This is a genomic window from Variovorax paradoxus (genome assembly GCF_030815975.1).
GTDB lineage: Bacteria > Pseudomonadota > Gammaproteobacteria > Burkholderiales > Burkholderiaceae_C > Variovorax > Variovorax paradoxus_N.
Window position 1 is genome coordinate 1469941 of sequence record NZ_JAUSXL010000002.1, and the last position, 18054, is coordinate 1487994.

Sequence of the window (18054 nt, forward strand, 5' to 3'; positions counted from 1 at the left end):
CGTCACCGGCCGCTTCGCGGCTCCCCTGCGCTGCTCACGACAGGCGGGGTCTCGCAGAACTCGCTCCACTGCGTTGCGCTCAAACAGCTGCGAGCCCTGATCCGCCTGTCGCTGCGCTGCTCGGCGGTGCCTCAACGGCCCGCCCGGGGCAGGGGCCCCAACGCCGAGGGCACGCTCGGGGTGTTTCCTCCACCCCCAAGCCCGGTGTGCGGTGCGGGGTGGGCGCCCCCTCTGTGCCGCCGAGGAGCGCAGCGTTTCGCGGATCAGGGCTCGCAGCTGTTTGAGCGAAGCGAGTTCTGCGAGACCCCGCGAAACGCGAGCACCGCAGGGGAGCCGCGCAGCGGCCGGCATAGTGGGGGCGACCGCGCCGCACCGCATACCGGGCGCCTCCAACGAAGCAGCGGACAAAGCGCTCATGCCGCCACCCTCCTCAAGCTGCTCACGTCATCCACAGTCCCAAGATAAGCCTCGATGACACGCGCGTCTGCCTGCACCTCGCGCGGCGTTCCAGTGGCCAGCACTTCCCCCATGTTCATGGCAAGCACGCGGTCCGACACCTTCGACACCAGCGACATGTCGTGCTCGACCATCAGCACCGACACCCCCAGCTCATGCTGGATGTCCTGGATCCAGAACGCCATGTCCGCCGTCTCCTCGACGTTGAGCCCGGACGACGGCTCGTCGAGCAGCAGCAGCTTGGGCTCGGTGCACAGCGCACGCGCGAGCTCCACCACCTTGCGCACGCCGTACGGCAGGCCGGCCACCATCGAGTCGCGATGGTGCTGCAAGTCCAGAAGATCGATCACCTGCTCCGCCTTCTCGCGCGCCTGAATCTCGGCGCGCCGCGTCGCGGGCGTGAAGAACACCTCGCTCCAGAAACCTGTCCGACGGTGCGTATGGCGGCCGATCAAGAGGTTGTGCAGCACCGTCGCATGCTCGAAGAGTTCGATGTTCTGAAAGGTGCGCGCAATGCCGAGCGCCGCGATCGCGTGGGGCGCCTGCTGCGTCAGCGCCAGCGGCCCGGCGGCCCCGCCATGCCACGTGATCTCGCCCATGGTCGGCGTGTAGATCCGGCTGATCAGGTTGAACACCGTCGTCTTGCCTGCGCCGTTCGGCCCGATCAGCGTGAACACCTCGTCGCGGTGCACGTCGAAGCTCACCTTGTTGACCGCGAGCACGCCGCCGAAGCGCACGCTCAGGTCCTTGGCCGAAAGAAGAACGTCGCTGCCGCTCATCTCAGCCGGTCCGACTTGGTGAACGACTTCTGCCGCCTGAACAGACCCTTGCGGTAGAACGGAAAGAGCTGCAGCCAGGTGCGGATCTTGAGCCAGCGGCCATACAGCCCCAGCGGCTCGAACAGCACGAACGCGATCAGCACCACGCCGTACACCAGCCCCTGCAGCCCGGGCGCCTGGCCGACAACGGCCGGCAGCCAGTCCTTGCCCATGGATATCAGCTGCGGCATCGCAATCAGGAAGATCGCGCCCAGGAACGCGCCATGCACCGAGCCCAGGCCGCCGATCACCACCATCAGCAGCAAGTCGATCGACTGCAGGATGTTGAACTGGTCCGGCGAGATGAAGCTCAGCTTGTGCGCATACAGGGCGCCGCCCAGGCCCGCAAGCGCGGCCGAGATCGCGAACGACATCGTCTTGTAGCGCGCCAGGTGAATGCCCATGCTCTGCGCCGAGATTTCCGAATCGCGAATCGCAACGAAGGCACGGCCGGTCGGCGAGCGCAGCAGGTTCAGGATGCCCAGCGTGCTGAGCACCGCCACCACCAGGCACAGAAAGTAGAAGCCGTTGCCCGACCCCAGCGACCAGCCGAAGAGCTGCGGCGACTTCACATGCAGCCCCGCGTTGCCGCCCGTCACGCTCTCCCAGCGCGCGAACACTTCCTCGACGATGAAGCCGAACGACAGCGTGGCAATGCCCAGGTAGATGCCCTTCACGCGCAGGGCCGGCAGCGCGACCACCACGCCCACCGCCGCCGACAGCGCCGCGGCCGCGAGCAGCGCGATCGGAAACGGCACGCCCAGATTGGTCAGCACGCCCTGCGTGTAGGCGCCGGCGCCGAGGAACGCCGCATGCCCGATCGAGAATTGCCCCGTGAAGCCCGCCAGCAGCATCAGGCCCAAGCCGACGATGCCGTAGATCAGCACGAAGGTCAGCTGCGCGAGCCAGTACTCGTCGATCGCCCATGGCGCGGCGACCAGAAACGCGGCGAGCAGGCCGTACCAGAACACATGGCCGCCGTGCCGCGCGAGGCGGATGTCCTGGTCGTAGCTGGTCTTGAAGATGAAGCGCATGAGTCAGGTCCGCCGAAGCGCGTGGGGGCGCATTTTTCTCAGACTTTCTTGCGCAGCTTCTCGCCGAACAGGCCGTTGGGCTTGATCATCAGCATCAGCAGCACCACGATGTACGGGGCCGTGTCCTTGAAGCCGTCGGGCAGGTAGAAGCCCGCGAACGATTCGACGATGCCGATCACAAGCCCGCCGACGATCGCGCCCGGCAGGCTGCCGAAGCCGCCCACCACCGCGGCCGGAAAGGCCTTGAGCCCGATGAAGCCCATGTTCGCGTGCACGAAGGTGATGGGCGCGAGCAGCATGCCGGCAATGGCAGCAACCGCCGCCGCGAGCCCCCACACCAATCCGTTCAGGCGCTTCACCGGAATGCCCATGTAGTACGCCGCGAGCTGGTTCTGCGACGAGGCCTGCATCGCGATGCCGAGCTTGCTGTAGCGAAACATCGCGAACAAGAGGCCGCACAGGATGGCGGTGGCGATGATGATCGCGAGCTGTTCGAGGTTGACCACCAGCCCGCCCAGCTTCCAGATCTGGTCCTTGTAGGGCACCGGCAGCGTGTGGGTGTCGGTGCCGATGCCCGGCACCATGGTGATGAGCCCGCGCGCCACGTAGGCGATGCCGATGGTGAGCATCACGATCGAGAACTGCGGCTGCCCGAGGATCGGGCGGATCACCACCAGTTCGAGCAGCACGCCGAAGGCCGCCATCGCCACCACCGCCAGAATGGCCGCAAGCCAGAACGGCAGGCCGAACAGCGACATGCCGGCAAATGCACCGAAGGCCCCGAGCATCATCAGGTCGCCCTGCGCGAAGCTCACGGTTTCGGTGGCCTTGTAGATCAGCACGAAGCCCAGTGCGATCAGCCCGTAGATGCAACCTTGCGCAATGCCCGACAGCAGGAGTTGGAGGATCTGCATGGGGCCCCTGTGCGCCTACTGCCTGAAGCCGCCGGCCGCGTCGTGCAGCGCGAGGCGGCGCGAGCCGGCCAGGATGTCGCTCGGCTTCAGGCCGTAGACCTGGCGGATCGAATGGCTGAAGTGCGTCGAATCGGGGTAGCCGGTGTCCAGCGCGATGTCGGTCAGCGTGCTGGCCTGGCGCACATGGCGCAGCAGGCTGCGCGCGCGCTTCCAGGCGCGGAAGGCGCGAAACGCCATGCCGGTTTCCTGCTTGAACAGATGCAGGAAACGCGAGAAAGACAGATGCACCGAGGCCGCGCAGTCTTCGGCCGAGGTGGGTGCGGCCGGGTCGGCGTTGATGGTGTCGATGACCTTGCGGATGCGCGCATCGAGCGCGCGCGGCGCCAGCGGCTCGCCGAAGAACAGCGCATCGAAATCGAAGCCGTCGAAGTCCGTGCCGCGGCCCGAGGCGGCGAGCAGCTGCGCATGGGCATCGCGCATGCGCCGCACGAAGGCCGGCGCATCGACCGGACCGCAGTGCTGCATGAAGGCCGGCATGCGGGCGGGATCGACCGACTCCGATTCGATCAGCAGGTTGAAGATGAGCGGATGTGCGCTTTCCACCCGGTGCGGCACCTGCGGCGGCACCACCAGCAGTTCGCCCGCCTGCCAGGCGCCGCCGCCGATGCACAGGCGGTTCGGCGGCGCGCCCGCGGGCGACACGTACACGCCGTGCCCGCCCATCGTGCGCTCGGCCGCGGCCCCGAGCAGCCCGGCGTAGAACACGCGCTGGTGCGTGAGCCACATCAGGCGCTCCCCGCGCTGCGCACCGCCGCTTTCCGGCGGCGCCGCCTTCGTTCGCTGCATGGTGTCTTCTGTCTCCTGCATCGGGCCGCCGCCGGCCTGGGGCCGGCGCTGCGTTGGCTGGATCGTAGCGGCGGGGGCCGGCTGCGCGGCGTGCATTTGCGCGGGGACTTTCCCTAGGGCAGGCCCTAGGCCGACGCAAGCGCGCGGCGCAGTTCGGCGCAGCACAGCGCGACGGCCGTGTCGGCCTCGTCGAGCACCTTGCCCATGGTGATGAAGCCATGGATCTGGCGCTCGAAGCAGACGTATGCGGCGCGGTTGCCGGCGGCGGTCAATGCCTCGGCGTAGGCCATGCCTTCGTCGCGCAGCGGGTCGTAGCCGGCCGTGAGCACCAGCGCGGGCGGCAGGCCCGAGAGATCGGCATGCAGCAGCGGCGATGCGCGCCAGTCGAGGTCGTGCCGGGCGTCGTCGATGTAGTGGTCGTGAAAGTAGGCCATCGTGTCGCGGGTCAGCAGGTAGCCCTGGCCGTTGGCCTGGTGCGAGGGATGGCCGCGGCGCATGTCGGTGGCGGGATAGATCAGCAACTGGAAGGCGATGGGCAGGTCGCCGGCATCACGCGCGGCTATGGCCGCCACGGCGGCGAGGTTGCCGCCCGCGCTGTCGCCGCCCACCGCGAGGCGGCTGGCATCGAGGCCGAGCGCGGCGGCCTCGCGGCGCACCCAGCGGGTCGCGGCCAGCACGTCGTCGACCGCGGCCGGGAAGCGATGCTCCGGCCCCATGCGGTAGTCGATCGATACGACCGCGCAGCCCGCGCCGTTGGCGAGCGAGCGGCACAGCACGTCGTGCGTGTCGAGGTCGCCGATGACCCAGCCGCCGCCGTGGAAGTACACGAGCACCGGCAGCGCGGCACGGGCCGTGGAACCCAGCGGACGATAGAGGCGCACCGGGATGGTGCCGTGCGGTCCATCGGCCTTCAGGTCGCGAACTTCGGCGACCGGCGGGGCCTCGGGTTGCGTGGCGGCGCGGCGCTCGCGGTAGAAGGCGCGCGCCTCGGCGGGCGACAGCGTGTGGGTCGGCGGGATGCCGCGCGCCTCGATGAAGTCGAGCAAGGCGCGCGCCTGGGGGTGCAGCATGGTGTCTCCGGTGGGGTCGGGCTGGCGTTCGCCCGATCTCTCATCCGCACGATGCCCGCGCGTTCCCGGCGCGGCTTGCGAAAACTGGCTGTACTGGGGTGTGCTGTGGCCCCGTGCCGCTCAGGCCCTGCGCGGCTTCACGCGCGAGGCGGCTTCCTTGGCGAGCTTGCGGGCGGTGTCGGTGTCGGCCGCATGCACCAGCACCACGCCCATGCGGCGCTTGGCGAAGCTCTCGGGCTTGCCGAACAGGCGGATGTCGCTGCCGGGCACCTGCAGCGCCTCGGCCACGCCGTCGAAGGCGATGCCGGTGGCATCGACGCCGCCATAGATCACCGCGCTCGCGCCCGGGCTCTTGAGCGAGGTGTCCACTGGCAGGCCGAGGATGGCGCGTGCATGCAGCTCGAACTCGTTCTGCCATTGCGTGGCCATCGTCACCATGCCGGTGTCGTGCGGGCGCGGGCTCACTTCGCTGAACCAGACCTCGTCGCCCTTCACGAACAGCTCGACGCCGAACAACCCCTGGCCGCCGAGGTCGGCCGTGACGGCCTGCGCGATCTGCTGCGCCTTCTGCAGCGCGGCCGGCGCCATGGGGTGCGGCTGCCAGCTTTCCACGTAGTCGCCGCTGACCTGCACATGGCCGATGGGGTCGCAGAACTTCGTTTCGACGGCGCCTGTCGCATCCTTGGCGCGCACGGTCAGCAGCGTGATCTCGTAGTCGAAGTCGATGAAGCCTTCGACAATCACGCGGCCATGGCTCACGCGGCCGCCGGCCATCGCGTAGTCCCAGGCTTTCTGCACGTCGGCCGGGCCGTCGATCTTGCTCTGGCCCTTGCCGGAGCTGCTCATCACGGGCTTGACGATGCAGGGGTAGCCGATGCCCTCGTCGATGGCCGCCTGCAGCTCGGCGAGCGAGTCGCAGAACTTGTAGGGGCTGGTGGGCACGCCCAGCGTTTCGGCGGCCAGGCGGCGGATGCCTTCGCGGTCCATCGTGAGGCGGGCGGCGCGGGCCGTGGGAATGACGCGCACCACGCCGGCGTCTTCGAGCTGCTGCAGCATCGGCGTGGCGATGGCCTCGATCTCGGGCACCACGAGCATGGGCTTTTCGGCCTCGATCAGCGCCTTGAGTTGCTCGGGATCGCTCATGGTGATGGTGCGCGCATGGTGCGCCACCTGCTGGCCGGGCGCGTTCTCGTAGCGGTCGACCGCAATGGTTTCGACGCCGAGGCGCTGCAGGGCGATCAGCACCTCCTTGCCGAGTTCGCCGGAACCCAGCAGCATCACGCGGGTGGCAGAAGGGGAAAGAGGGGTGCCGAGGGTGGTCATGGTCGGAGTCGGAAAGAGAGAAGAAAAAACGATCGCCGCACTGTAAGCCACCCGCGTGCCGCCGGTGTCACGCGCGGCAACGGCGGCCTGGCGGGGCTGCTTCACAATCGATCTCCTGCTGCGGTGGTGCGTCCACCCGCTCCCTCTTTCCGCTTTATTCGTTCTTCAAGGAGTTTTCTCATGACGATTCAGACCGTCGGCATCATTGGTGCCGGAACAATGGGCAATGGCATCGCACAGGCCTGCGCGGTGGCGGGCGTGAACGTGGTGATGGTCGATGTCGCCCAGGCGGCGGTCGACAAGGGCCTGGCCACCGTCTCGGGGAGCCTCGACCGGCTGATCAAGAAAGAGAAGCTCACGGCCGAGCAGAAGGCCACGGCGCTCGCGCTGATCAAGGGCTCGACCAACTACGACGACCTGAAGGGCGCGCAACTCGTGATCGAGGCGGCCACCGAGAACCACGCGCTCAAGCTCAGGATCTTGAAGCAGGTCGACGAGCTGGTGGCGCCCGAGGTGATCATTGCCTCGAACACCTCGTCGATCTCGATCACCCAGCTCGCGGCCGCCACCTCGCGCGCCGACCGCTTCATCGGCATGCACTTCTTCAACCCGGTGCCGATGATGGCGCTGGTCGAGCTGATCCGCGGCTATCTCACGAGCGACGCCACGCACGACGCCGTCAAGGCGCTGGCCGAAAAGCTCGGCAAGTCGCCGATCACGGTGAAAAACGCGCCGGGCTTCGTGGTCAACCGCATCCTGGTGCCGATGATCAACGAGGCCTTCTTCGTGCTGTCCGAAGGCATCGCGACGGCCGAGGACATCGACGCCGGCATGAAGCTGGGCTGCAACCAGCCCATCGGCCCGCTGGCGCTGGCCGACATGATCGGCCTCGATGTGTGCCTGGCCGTGATGGAGGTGTACCTCGCGCAGTTTGGCGACTCCAAGTACCGTCCCTGCCCGCTCTTGAAGGAAATGGTCGCGGCGGGCCAGCTCGGCCGCAAGACCGGGCGCGGCGTGTATACGTACTGACCCGGCGTCCCACAAAAACAAGGAGACAAGCGCCATGGCCGTGACAGCTACCACCCCACCCCCAGAAGGCTGCATCGACACCCAGGTGATCGACCACGTGCTCTTGATCGGCATCAACCGCCCCGCCAAGCGCAATGGCTGGACGCCGCCGATGTTCAGGCAGCTGGCCGAGGCCTACACCCGGCTCGATGACGACCCCGATCTGCGCGTGGGTGTGCTGCATGCCTTCGGCGACCATTTCACGGCCGGGCTCGACCTGCCGGCGGTCGCCGAGTACATGAAGCGCGGCGAGAAGGCCATTCCGGCCGGGCTGGTGGAGCCGCACGACTTCGGCCTGCCCGGCTATCGCCGCCGCAGCAAGCCGATGGTGGCGGCGGTGAAGGGCATCTGCTTCACGGTGGGCATCGAGCTGATGCTGGGCGCCGACATCGTGGTGGCGGCCGACGACTGCCGCTTCTCGCAGATGGAGGTTCAGCGCGGCATCATGGCCACGGGCGGCGCCACGCTGCGCATGGCCGAACGAGCGGGCGTGGGCAACGCGATGCTGCACCTGCTGACGGCCGACGAGTTCGACAGCGCCGAGGCCTATCGCCTGAACTTCGTGCAGAAGGTGGTGCCGGCCGGGCAGGCGCTCGACGCGGCGCTGGCCATTGCGCAGCGCATCGCGGCGCAAGCCCCGCTGGCGGTGGTGGCCACGCGACTGAACGTGATCAAGGCTGTGGAACAGGGCCCGCTCGCGGCCGTGTCGGAATTCATCGAGACGCAGAAGCGGCTTTCGAACAGCGAAGACGCGGCCGAAGGCGTGCGTTCGTTCGTCGAGCGCCGGCCTGCGCGCTTCAGCGGCCGCTGATGAGACCCCGATGATGATGACGATCCTCTTCCAACGCACGGCGCTCGCCGCCGTCTTTGCACTGCTCGCCGTGAACACCACCACCTCCCAGGCCCAGGCGCCCGCCTCCCCTCCCGATCCCGCGGCCACCTCGGTCGAGGCAATGGGCTGGATGAAGGGCTTTCCGCCACCGCCCGACAAGCTGATCACCTTCGACGATCCGGCCGGCGGCGTGTTTCCGCGCACGCGCTGGAGCTTCTCGCATGTGCGCGAGACCGTGCCCACGGCCAACGTGTGGCGCGGCAGCGGCGCGGCCAGCCCCTTGCCCGCTGCGCCACGCACGGACCTCGAGGCTGTGACCTTCAAGCCCCTGGGCAGCGAGGAGACGGTGAGCTTTGGCCAGATGATCCCGCGCACCTACACCGACGGCATCCTGGTGCTGCACCGCGGCCGCGTGGTCTACGAAAAATACTTTGGCGCGCTCACGCCCGAGCGGCCGCACATTGCGATGTCGGTCACCAAGTCCTTCGTCGGCACGCTGGCGGCCATCCTCGCGGAGGAAGGAAGGCTCGATCCGGCGGCGCCGGTCACCCGCTACCTGCCCGAGCTCAAGGACACGGCCTACGGCGACGCCGCGGTGCGCCAGGTGATGGACATGACCATCGGCGTGCACTACTCGGAGAACTATGCCGATCCGAAGGCCGAGATCTGGGACTACGCGCGCGCCGGCGGCATGCTGGCGCAGGGCCCGAACTATGCGGGCCCGAAGTCGTTCTACGAATTCCTCGCGACGCTGAAGAAGGAAGGCGCGCACGACGCCGCCTTCGCCTACAAGACGGTGAATGCCGAGGTGCTCGCCTGGATCCTGCGCCGCGTCAGCGGCCAGTCGCTGGCCGACCTGCTGAGCGAGAAGATCTGGCGCCGCATCGGTGCCGAGCAGGACGCCTACTTCATGGTCGACCGCATCGGCACCGAGTCGGGCGGCGGCGGGCTCAACACGGTGCTGCGCGACCTCGCGCGCTTCGGCGAGACCATGCGCAACGGCGGCCGCGCGCCCAACGGGCAGCAGGCCATTCCCAAGGCGGTGGTCGAGGACATCGCGCGCGGCGGCGATCCGGCCAGGTTCGCCAAGGCGGGCTACGCGCTGCTGCCGGGCTGGTCGTACCGCAACATGTGGTGGGTCACGAACAACCCGCATGGCGCCTACATGGCGCGCGGCATCCACGGCCAGAGCATCTATGTCGATCCGAAGGCGGAGATGGTGATCGTGCGCTACGCCGCGCACCCCGTGGCGGCCAATGCGGGGAACGACCCGCTGACGCTGCCCGCGTTCCAGGCCGTGGCCGAAGCGCTCATGCGCCCCTGATCGTTCAACTCAGGCGGAAGCCCGCTCGCGAGCAATCACCAGCAGGCCGTCCATGATGAGGCTCTCGACCAGTTCGAAGTCCCCGTTCATGACGGGCGCCATCTTCCAGCCCGCGCCGCCGGTCATGTAGCAGGCGGGCTCGGCGCCGCAGTGCGAGCGCACGTGCTGCACCATGCGCTCGACCGCGCCGGCAATGGCATAGGTGCCGCCGCTGGTGAGCGCGTCACTGGTGTTGGTGGGAAATTCGCGCACCTCGCCGGTCGGCACGTGCAGCCCCGCCGTGCCCGACTCCAGCGCGCGCAGCATGATGCCGTGGCCCGGCAGGATCAGGCCGCCCAGGAACCTGCCGTCGGCGTCGATGGCCTCCACAGTGACGGCGGTGCCGATCATCACCACCACCATCGGCCGCGCCGGCCCCGCGTCCAGCATCCGATGGCGCGCGCCGATCATCGCCACCCAGCGGTCGGCGCCCAGCCGCGTCGGATGGTCGTAGCCGTTGACGATGCCGGCCTCGGCCGCGCTGGACACCACCCAGCGCGGTGCGCAGTCGAAGCGCTCGACGATCTGCTCCTCGGCGCGGCGGCGCACCGCATCGCCGGCCACCACGCAGCCGAGCATGGAGCCGGGCGCGGGCAGGTCGGCCCAGGGGCCGTCGGCGAGCCGTTCGATGTGGTCGAGAAACTCCGCCCCATGCGCCTGCAGCGCGGCCCCCGGATGCGCCGCATCGTAGAGCGCCCATTTGAGGCGGGTATTGCCGATGTCGATCGCGAGAAAGGGGGATGCCATGGGCGGGATTATTGCGACTTTATGCCGCTTACCGGCGCTTGCACTTGCGGCGTGGGACTACGCGCCGCGGCCACATGCCGCCCTTACAGTCGCGATTCCCAACCACCAAGGCAGAAGGAGTACCCCATGGGTTTGCTGAGTTTCATCAAGGAAGCAGGAGAAAAGCTGTTCGGCGGATCGTCGGCCCAGGCCGCCGAGCCGGACGCGAACACCAAGGCCGCAGCCGCGATCAAGACTTACATCGAGACGCAGAATCTCGGGCTCACGGGGCTCGAAGTGACCTACACCGCGAGCAGCGGCGTGGTGACGCTCGCGGGCCAGGCGCCTTCGCAGGAAGCCAGCGAAAAAGCCGCGCTTGCCGCGGGCAACGTGGCCAACGTGACGAGCGTCGACAACAACCTGGTCGCCCCGCCCGCACCGCCGGCCCAGTACCACGACGTGGTGAAGGGCGACACGTTGTCGGCCATCTCGAAGAAGTACTACGGCGACGCCAACAAGTACAACGCGATCTTCGAGGCGAACAAGCCGATGCTGAGCCATCCGGACAAGATCTACCCGGGGCAGAAGCTGCGCATTCCGGTGCTGTGAACTGATCCACTTTGCAATGAAAGGGCCTGCCGTTTTTCGGCGGGCCTTTTTTATTTGTTCGGGGCGCTGTTGTTGTTCAAGGCGCTGTTGTTCGGGGCGCGTGCACAGGACACCGGGTACTCCCCTCCGCGAATGTCCCCCGCCTTCGGCTCCTCCTTTATTTCGCTGCGGGGAGCACCCGATGCCCTGTGCACCTGGGCACGCTCTGGGTATACAGCTGATCAACGACTGCTCTTTCCAACGCTCCCGTCGATGGGGTGCCTTGCGCAGCGAAATCAAGGAGGAGGCCGCAGGCCGGGGGACATTCGCGGAGCAAGGTACCCCGTCGGTGGGAGCGCGCCCTGAACTGAACCCGAACCCGAACCCGAACCGCCCCCAGAACCTAGTTCTGCTTCCAAGGCAGCCCGCGCTTGCGCCAGCCACCGATCTGCCCGCGGTGGCCGCTCTCGTCCGGATTGCCCTCGAATCCTTCGAGGATGTTGTAGGCCTCGAGCCCCAGCTCGGTGGCGCGCCTGGCGGCGGCGATGGAGCGCACGCCGCTGCGGCACAGCAGCACCAGTTTCTTCTTGCCGTCCTCGCCCGCGGCCTGGATGCCGCCGTCGAAGGCCGGGTTGAGCGTCATGCCCGGCCACTGCTTCCAGGCCAGCGGGACGGCACCGGGCACGTAGCCGACCCATTCGCGCTCGGCGTCGGTGCGCACGTCGACCAGCACGGCCTCGCCGCTCGCCATCCACTGCGCGGCCTGCTCGGGCGTCACGTCGCCGGCATAGCCTTTTTCTCCAACGGGTTCAGTCATTTTTCTGCGTCCTTTCGACCAACAGGGTTGTTTCGGGGGCGGCGGCCCTCTTTCTCTTTCCAGGGGCCCCGCCGGATGATGGAATTTTTCACCAGTTCGTGAAAACCCTGTTTGTCGCATATTCCGGCGCGCCAAAGATGCGGATGGGCCTGCCGAACATCGCGCCAGAAAGGCGGGCAGGGTTTTTCGTCATCAGAACTTGTACGGAGAGAGACAACATGACAGACAGCAAATCGCCCGGCCGCCGCAACCTTCTCAAGGGTGCGGCCGTGGCCGCAGGCGCCATGTCGGCGCCGATGGTCAGCATGGCCCAGACCACCTCGCTGCGCTTCCAGAGCACCTGGCCGGCCAAGGACATCTTCCACGAATATGCGCAGGACTTCGCAAAGAAGGTCAACGACATGGCGGGGGGGCGCCTCAAGATCGAGGTGCTGCCTTCGGGTGCGGTGGTGCCCGCGTTCCAGCTGCTCGAGGCGGTGAACAAGGGCACGCTCGACGGCGGCCATGGCGTGGTGGCCTACCACTACGGCAAGAACTCGGCGCTCGCGCTGTGGGGTTCGGGCCCGGGTTTCGGCATGGACGCCAACACGGTGCTGGCCTGGCACAACTACGGCGGCGGCAAGGTGCTGCTCGAGGAGATCTACAAGAGCCTGAACATGGAGGTGGTGTCGTACCTCTACGGCCCGATGCCCACGCAGCCGCTGGGCTGGTTCAAGAAGCCGGTGGCCAAGGTGGAGGACATGAAGGGCCTCAAGTTCCGCACCGTGGGGCTGGCGGTCGACATGTTCACCGAGATGGGCACGGCGGTGAACCCGCTGCCCGGCAGCGAGATCGTGCCCGCGCTCGACCGCGGCCTGATCGACGCGGCCGAGTTCAACAACGCATCGAGCGACCGCACGCTCGGCTTCCCCGACGTGGTGAAGAACTGCATGCTGCAGAGCTTCCACCAGTCGGGCGAGCAGTTCGAGGTGCTGTTCAACAAGGGCAAGTACAGCGCCCTGTCGCAGGAGTTGCGCTCGATCATCGACTATGCCGTGCAGGCCGCGAGCGCCGACATGAGCTGGAAGGCAGTGCAGCGCAACTCGCAGGACTATGCCGACATGAAGAAGGCGGGCATTAAGTTCTACAAGACGCCCGACGCGGTGCTGCGCGCGCAACTCGCTGCGTGGGACAAGACGGTGGAGAAGAAGTCCGGAGAGAACCCGCTGTTCAAGAAGGTGCTGGAGTCGCAGCGCGTCTTTGCCGAGCGTGCGCTGCAGTGGCAGAACGACTACAGCGTCGACTTCAAGATGGCCTACACCCACTACTTCGGAAAAAAGAAGGCGTAGGGTCGCTTTGCCAACCCCCTTGCCGGGGGCAGCACCTGTGGCCCGGCAAGGCCGGTTCCACCGTGTTCCACGAACGGGCCTTGCCTAGAACGCCATGACCATCCAACGCTTTCTCCACGCCGTCGACCGGTTCAGCATGACTGTGGGCAAGACCTTCTCTTGGCTCATCGTGGCGCTCATGCTGCTGGTGTGCGGCGAGGTCTTCAAGCGCTACGCGCTCAACGCACCCACCGCCTGGATCTTCGATGCCAACAACATGCTCTACGGCACGCTCTTCATGATGGGCGGCGCCTACACGCTCTCGCAGGCCGGCCACGTGCGCGGCGACTTCCTCTACGGCAGCATGAAGCCGCGCACGCAGGCCGCGCTCGACCTCGTGCTGTTCGCGCTCTTCTTCCTGCCCGGCGTGGTGGCGCTCACCTGGTCGGGCTGGACCTACTTCGGCGAATCGCTCGCGATGCACGAGCAGACCTTCAATGCCGACCCCATCCCCCTCTACCCCTTCAAGTTCGTCATTCCGGTGGCCGGCGCGGTGCTGCTGCTGCAGGGCCTTGCCGAGATGGTGCGCTGCGTGCTGTGCCTGAAGACCGGCGTGTGGACGCCGCGCCTGAAGGACGCCGAAGAGATGGACGTGGTCGGCGATCAGCTCGCCGGCAGCAGCTATGTCGACGAAGCCGACAAGCGCGAAGTGATCGAGCGGGCCAAGGCGATCGAGCAGGCCGCGCAGCAGCGCAAGAGCAACAGCACGGGAGGTGCGCAATGAGCGAACCCGCACTCGGCATGCTGATGCTCGGGCTGATCGTGGTCGTGATCATGCTCGGCTTTCCCACGGCGTTCACGCTGATGGGGCTGGGCATGTTCTTCGGCTTCATCGCCTTCTACGACCCGGCCTCGCCCTGGCTCGACAACAAGGTCTTCGACCTGATGGTGCAGCGCGCCTTCGGGGCCATGACCAACGAGACACTGTTGTCCATCCCGCTCTTCGTGCTGATGGGCTACGTGATGGAACGCGGCGCGCTGGTCGACAAGATGTTCCACAGCGTGCAGCTCGCGTTCCGCCGTGTGCCGGGGTCGCTTGCCGTGACCACGCTGATCGTCTGCACCTTCTGGGGCATTGCGAGCGGCCTGGTCGGCGCGGTGGTGGTGCTGATGGGCGTGATCGCGATGCGGCCGATGCTCAACGCGGGCTACGACACGCGGCTGGCGGCCGGCGTCATCACGGCGGGCGGCACGCTGGGCATTTTGATTCCGCCCTCGGTGATGATCATCGTGTACGCGGCCGTGGCCGGGCAGTCGGTGGTCAAGCTCTATGCGGCAGCGATGTTCCCCGGCTTCTTCCTCGCCTTTCTCTACCTGGTCTACGTGATCGGCTGGGCCGTGCTGCAGCCGAAGGTCGCGCCCAAGCTGCCGGCCGACCAGCAGCGCGCACCCGTCTCGCCCTGGGTCGCGCACATCGCGGCCAGCTATTCGCCGCGCATGCTGCCCGCGCTCGCCGCGGCCGTGGTGTCTCCGGCGCGCGCGCTGCGCGGCGCGGCCGAGGGCGTGCGCATCACCTGGGGGATGCTGCTGCGCGGTTTGCTGGGCGCGCTGGTGCCGCTGGCGCTGGCGGCCGTCACGCTGGGGTCGGTGTGGTGGTACGTGACCATCTACTCGCAGAAGGACAACAACGCGGCGGCGCCGGTGGCGGCACAGCAGGCCGCACCGAAGACCGGCGAGCCCGCTGCGGCAGCAGCGGCGCTGCCCGAACCGTCGGGCACCGGGCTGGCCGAGCCGCCGAGCACCGGCGAACCGGCCGACAAGGCATCCGGCGCGGATGGCGGCCTGCAGGAACCGCCCGGCGGCGTCGAGGAGCCTCCCGGCAGCGAAGCCGCCCCCGCGCCGCCTTCAGGCGACGACAGCCTGCGTCAGCTGGGCGAAGCGGTCGACGCGCCCCAGACCCCCGCGGTGCCCGAGGCCTTCTATACCGGCTTCTGGGTGGCGAGCCTCTTCACGCTCGGGCTGCTGGCCTGGTACTACTGGCGCCTGGATGCGGAGCAGTTCGAGATCCTGCGCATGCTGGTGTCCTCGGTGATGCCGCTGGCCACGCTCACGCTGGTGGTGCTGGGCGTGATCCTGTTCGGCATCACCACCGCCACCGAGTCTGCCGCGGTGGGCGCGGCCGGCGCCTTCCTGATGGCGTGGCAGGCCGGCACGCTGAACTTCAAGAAGACCAAGGAGGCCGTGTTCCTCACGCTCAAGACCACCTCGATGGTCTGCTGGCTGTTCGTGGGCTCGGCGCTGTTCTCGGCCGTGTTCGCGCTGCTGGGCGGCCAGCGCATCGTCGAAGAGTGGGTGCTGGGCATGAATCTGAGCCCGCTGCAGTTCCTGCTGCTGTCGCAGGCGATCATCTTCGTGCTGGGCTGGCCGCTCGAGTGGACCGAGATCATCGTGATCTTCGTGCCCATCTTCCTGCCGCTGCTCGCGCACTTCCAGATCGACCCGCTGCTGTTCGGCGTGCTGGTGTTCGTGAACCTGCAGGCGGCGTTCCTCTCGCCGCCGGTGGCGATGTCGGCCTTCTACCTGAAAGGCGTGTCGCCGCCGCACGTGACGATCAACCAGATCTTCGCGGGGATGATGCCCTACATGCTGATCGTGATCCTGTGCATGGTGTTCATGTACATCTGGCCGGGGCTCACGCTGTGGCTGCCGCAGTATCTCTATGGCTGAACCGGCAGGCCGGTTCCCCATGACTCAGCGCCGCCGCTCCACATACGGCCGCGCCTGCAGCAGCACGATGCGGTCGCCCACCGTCGCCCATTCGATGTCCTGATCGACGCCGCCGAAGGCGCGCTTCACGGCCGCGCCGGCATTGGCAAGCCGCAGCACGAGTTCGTCGGTCAGCACGGTGCGCCCCGCCTCCACCGGCACCTCTTTCACGCCGCCGTCCTTGTCGAGCTGCAGCGCCGTCTCTTCGGCCGAGCGGCTCAGCACCTGGATCGCCTTGGACCAGCTCGAGTACATCACCTGCTCCGCCACGCGCTGCCCCTCCACCACGCGAATGCCGATGCCGCGCTTGGCCGAGATGTAGGTGGCGTGCGGGTGGCCGGCATCGAACGGGTCGCGCGTGATCATCACGCCGGCGTTGGTGGAATCGATGGCGCTCTGCACGAACACGCCCATCAGCACCGACTCGGCGCCGAAGCCCGCGGCGCTGCGCGCCTCCCAGGCCTCGGGGTTGAAGACCGAGGCCCAGACCTTCTTCACCGCGAGCTCGAGCGCATCGCCGGTCTTCACGTTGGGCACCGTGGTGTAGAGCCCCGCGCCGCTGAAGCCGGGCAGGTCTTCGGAGTTGGACGAGCTGCGCACGAACACGCCGCCGCCGCCCAGCTGCGACTGCCATGCGGCACGCCATGCCGCCGCGGCGGCCGCATCGACGGGCCACTGCACGATCTCCTCGCGCAATTGCGCCAGCGCCTTCTGCCGGATCTGCGGATCGCCCGCGAAGCCGGGCTGCTGCCGCATGCGCGCGATGCGCTCGGCCAGGCCGTTGGCGCGCATGAAGCGCTCGTAGTGCGCGAAGGGAATGCAGAAGCCGTCGGGCACCGTGGTCGACGGAATGCGCGCGGCCAACACGACGCCGAGGTTCGCGGCCTTGGAGCCGCATTGCGCGCTGTGGCGCGCGCGCAGCGAGGCGAGCGGCAGCAGGCGGGTTTCGTTCAGATCGGGCTTCGGTGCCTTGCCGCTGCCGGGCACCGCACCCGTGGCCGCGGTGCGCACATTGCGCGGCGGCAGCGCTGCGATTTCTTCCGTCGTGAGACGGCGCAGCTGGTAGCCAGACGCGGCCACCTTGAGCGCCACCCACTGCCCCGCGTGCTCGCGCAGCACGGCCGCGGCATCGCGCACATAGGCATTGGGAATGCCCCAGCCCTTGGCCAGCAGGTTGACGTGCGAAAGCGCGGTCGATGGCCGCTCGGTCAGCACGCCGGCCACGGGCGGCAGGCTGATCGGCACCTGGCGCAGCACGGCAATGTCGTCGGGCAAGAGCGCGTTCAGCGCATTCGCACCGGAGGCCTGGTCCACGATGCGCACGCGGCCGGTGGCCGTGCCGAGGTTCATCGGCATGTAGGGCTGCTCGCGGATCAGCGCTTCCTGGCTGACGAAATCGATGCCGGCTTCTTTCGCGACGCGGTCGTGCAGCGTGGAGTTGGTCTTGAATTTCACCGGCGCGAAGAAGCTGGCCTTCACCTGCGCGTCGGCCTCGCGCAGCAGCGCGGGGGTGAGCTGGTCGCCCTCCCAGAACTCGTAGGTGAAGCTGCCGATGTTCTGCTGCCAGCTCAGCGTGCCGAACAGGAAGCGGCGATCGGGCGCCAGGTAGTTGCGGTCGATCTCGCGCTTGCCCCGCGCGCGGCGAGAGCCCGGTGTCGCGCACGAAGCGCACGTGCAGCTGGTAGCGCGGCGTGTCGATGTAATAGGTGCGCACCGGCCGGGCTTGGCGGTCGACCACGAACAGGACGTGGGCCAGCTGCATCGGCGTGCCGGCGTCGTACACGCGGGCCAGGGTGTCGAAGCCGCTGCGGCTGCGCAGCATCGGCAGCGACGCGGGCGCGGCCGGGCGCGCGCGGGGTTGCGCGGCGGCGCCTTCCGGGGCGGACTTGTTGTTGTTCTGCTGCTGGTAGTAGGAAGGCTTGCGCGCGAGCTGCGCGTTCGCGGGCACGGCGGCAACGGCCAGCGCGGCGCACACGAGCGCCATCGCCCCTCGCGCCGCGCTATTGTTTCGGTAGCGCAGTTCGCCCGACGCACCAGCGTTCTTGTTGTTTTTCATGCCGAGTCTTTCATTACAAGCAGTTGCCGAATGAGCGTGCGCTTCACCAACCAAAGGGCATGCGCTGACA

At 67.8% G+C, this 18054-nt stretch carries 15 protein-coding genes and 1 pseudogene; 7 read left to right on the top strand and 9 right to left on the bottom strand.

All coding sequences use genetic code 11. The features are described from left to right. Window positions 1-413 precede the first annotated feature (413 nt). The 6 genes from QFZ47_RS10715 to purT all read right to left on the bottom strand — a co-directional run bounded on the left by QFZ47_RS10715 (window position 414) and on the right by purT (window position 6461). Window positions 414-1235, bottom strand: coding sequence for an ABC transporter ATP-binding protein (locus QFZ47_RS10715; protein WP_307655616.1), 822 nt, complete (start codon window positions 1233-1235; stop codon window positions 414-416). After that, on the bottom strand, window positions 1232-2308 hold the full coding sequence (locus QFZ47_RS10720) for a branched-chain amino acid ABC transporter permease (protein ID WP_307655617.1): 1077 nt from the start codon (window positions 2306-2308) through the stop codon (window positions 1232-1234). The genes QFZ47_RS10715 and QFZ47_RS10720 overlap by 4 nt, the downstream gene beginning before the upstream one ends. A gap of 38 nt (window positions 2309-2346) precedes the next feature. Continuing rightward, window positions 2347-3222, bottom strand: a complete 876-nt coding sequence (locus tag QFZ47_RS10725) for a branched-chain amino acid ABC transporter permease (RefSeq protein WP_021012814.1) — start codon at window positions 3220-3222, stop codon at window positions 2347-2349. A 15-nt stretch (window positions 3223-3237) separates the two neighbouring features. After that, a complete protein-coding gene (locus tag QFZ47_RS10730) occupies window positions 3238-4068 on the bottom strand; it encodes a helix-turn-helix domain-containing protein (RefSeq protein ID WP_307655618.1) in 831 nt (276 codons plus the stop codon). Between the two features lie 125 nt (window positions 4069-4193). Further along, the gene (gene lipP1 / locus QFZ47_RS10735; protein ID WP_307655619.1) at window positions 4194-5138 is read right to left on the bottom strand and encodes a LipP1 family hormone-sensitive lipase; all 945 of its coding nucleotides are present in this window, start codon (window positions 5136-5138) and stop codon (window positions 4194-4196) included. A gap of 120 nt (window positions 5139-5258) precedes the next feature. Then, on the bottom strand, window positions 5259-6461 hold the full coding sequence (gene purT / locus QFZ47_RS10740) for a formate-dependent phosphoribosylglycinamide formyltransferase (protein WP_307655620.1): 1203 nt from the start codon (window positions 6459-6461) through the stop codon (window positions 5259-5261). A gap of 180 nt (window positions 6462-6641) precedes the next feature. On the opposite strand from purT, the gene QFZ47_RS10745 reads away from it, so the two are divergent. Genes QFZ47_RS10745 through QFZ47_RS10755 form a run of 3 tightly spaced genes read left to right on the top strand, consistent with a single transcriptional unit; the run spans window position 6642 to window position 9685 of the window. Then, window positions 6642-7490: a 3-hydroxybutyryl-CoA dehydrogenase gene (locus tag QFZ47_RS10745; protein ID WP_307655621.1), complete on the top strand. Its 849-nt coding sequence runs from the start codon at window positions 6642-6644 to the stop codon at window positions 7488-7490. Window positions 7491-7524: 34 nt separating this feature from the next. Then, complete coding sequence (locus QFZ47_RS10750) at window positions 7525-8340, top strand: crotonase/enoyl-CoA hydratase family protein (protein ID WP_307655622.1); 816 nt, start codon at window positions 7525-7527, stop codon at window positions 8338-8340. 13 nt (window positions 8341-8353) lie between these two features. Next, window positions 8354-9685: a serine hydrolase domain-containing protein gene (locus QFZ47_RS10755; RefSeq protein WP_307658925.1), complete on the top strand. Its 1332-nt coding sequence runs from the start codon at window positions 8354-8356 to the stop codon at window positions 9683-9685. Window positions 9686-9694: 9 nt separating this feature from the next. On the opposite strand, the gene QFZ47_RS10760 is transcribed toward QFZ47_RS10755, so the two are convergent. Further along, on the bottom strand, window positions 9695-10471 hold the full coding sequence (locus QFZ47_RS10760; RefSeq protein ID WP_307655623.1) for a type III pantothenate kinase: 777 nt from the start codon (window positions 10469-10471) through the stop codon (window positions 9695-9697). Between the two features lie 126 nt (window positions 10472-10597). Between QFZ47_RS10760 and lysM the strand changes: the two genes are divergently transcribed. Further along, the gene (lysM, locus tag QFZ47_RS10765; protein ID WP_124961184.1) at window positions 10598-11059 is read left to right on the top strand and encodes a peptidoglycan-binding protein LysM; all 462 of its coding nucleotides are present in this window, start codon (window positions 10598-10600) and stop codon (window positions 11057-11059) included. A gap of 382 nt (window positions 11060-11441) precedes the next feature. Here the strand turns inward: lysM and QFZ47_RS10770 are convergent, their stop codons facing one another. Then, entirely contained in the window at window positions 11442-11855 is a 414-nt protein-coding gene (locus QFZ47_RS10770; protein WP_307655624.1) for a rhodanese-like domain-containing protein, read from the bottom strand. Between the two features lie 218 nt (window positions 11856-12073). Here QFZ47_RS10770 and QFZ47_RS10775 point away from each other — a divergent pair, with 218 nt between their 5' ends. The 3 genes from QFZ47_RS10775 (at window position 12074) to QFZ47_RS10785 (ending at window position 15889) form a co-directional block, all read left to right on the top strand. Then, window positions 12074-13183: a TRAP transporter substrate-binding protein gene (locus tag QFZ47_RS10775; RefSeq protein ID WP_307655625.1), complete on the top strand. Its 1110-nt coding sequence runs from the start codon at window positions 12074-12076 to the stop codon at window positions 13181-13183. A 94-nt stretch (window positions 13184-13277) separates the two neighbouring features. After that, window positions 13278-13946: a TRAP transporter small permease subunit gene (locus QFZ47_RS10780; protein WP_307655626.1), complete on the top strand. Its 669-nt coding sequence runs from the start codon at window positions 13278-13280 to the stop codon at window positions 13944-13946. Continuing rightward, the gene (locus QFZ47_RS10785; protein WP_307655627.1) at window positions 13943-15889 is read left to right on the top strand and encodes a TRAP transporter large permease; all 1947 of its coding nucleotides are present in this window, start codon (window positions 13943-13945) and stop codon (window positions 15887-15889) included. Before QFZ47_RS10780 ends, QFZ47_RS10785 begins: the two co-directional genes overlap by 4 nt. A 24-nt stretch (window positions 15890-15913) precedes the next feature. Here QFZ47_RS10785 and QFZ47_RS10790 read toward each other — a convergent pair. Then, window positions 15914-17984: pseudogene (locus QFZ47_RS10790) on the bottom strand (PEP/pyruvate-binding domain-containing protein). Window positions 17985-18054 lie beyond the last annotated feature (70 nt).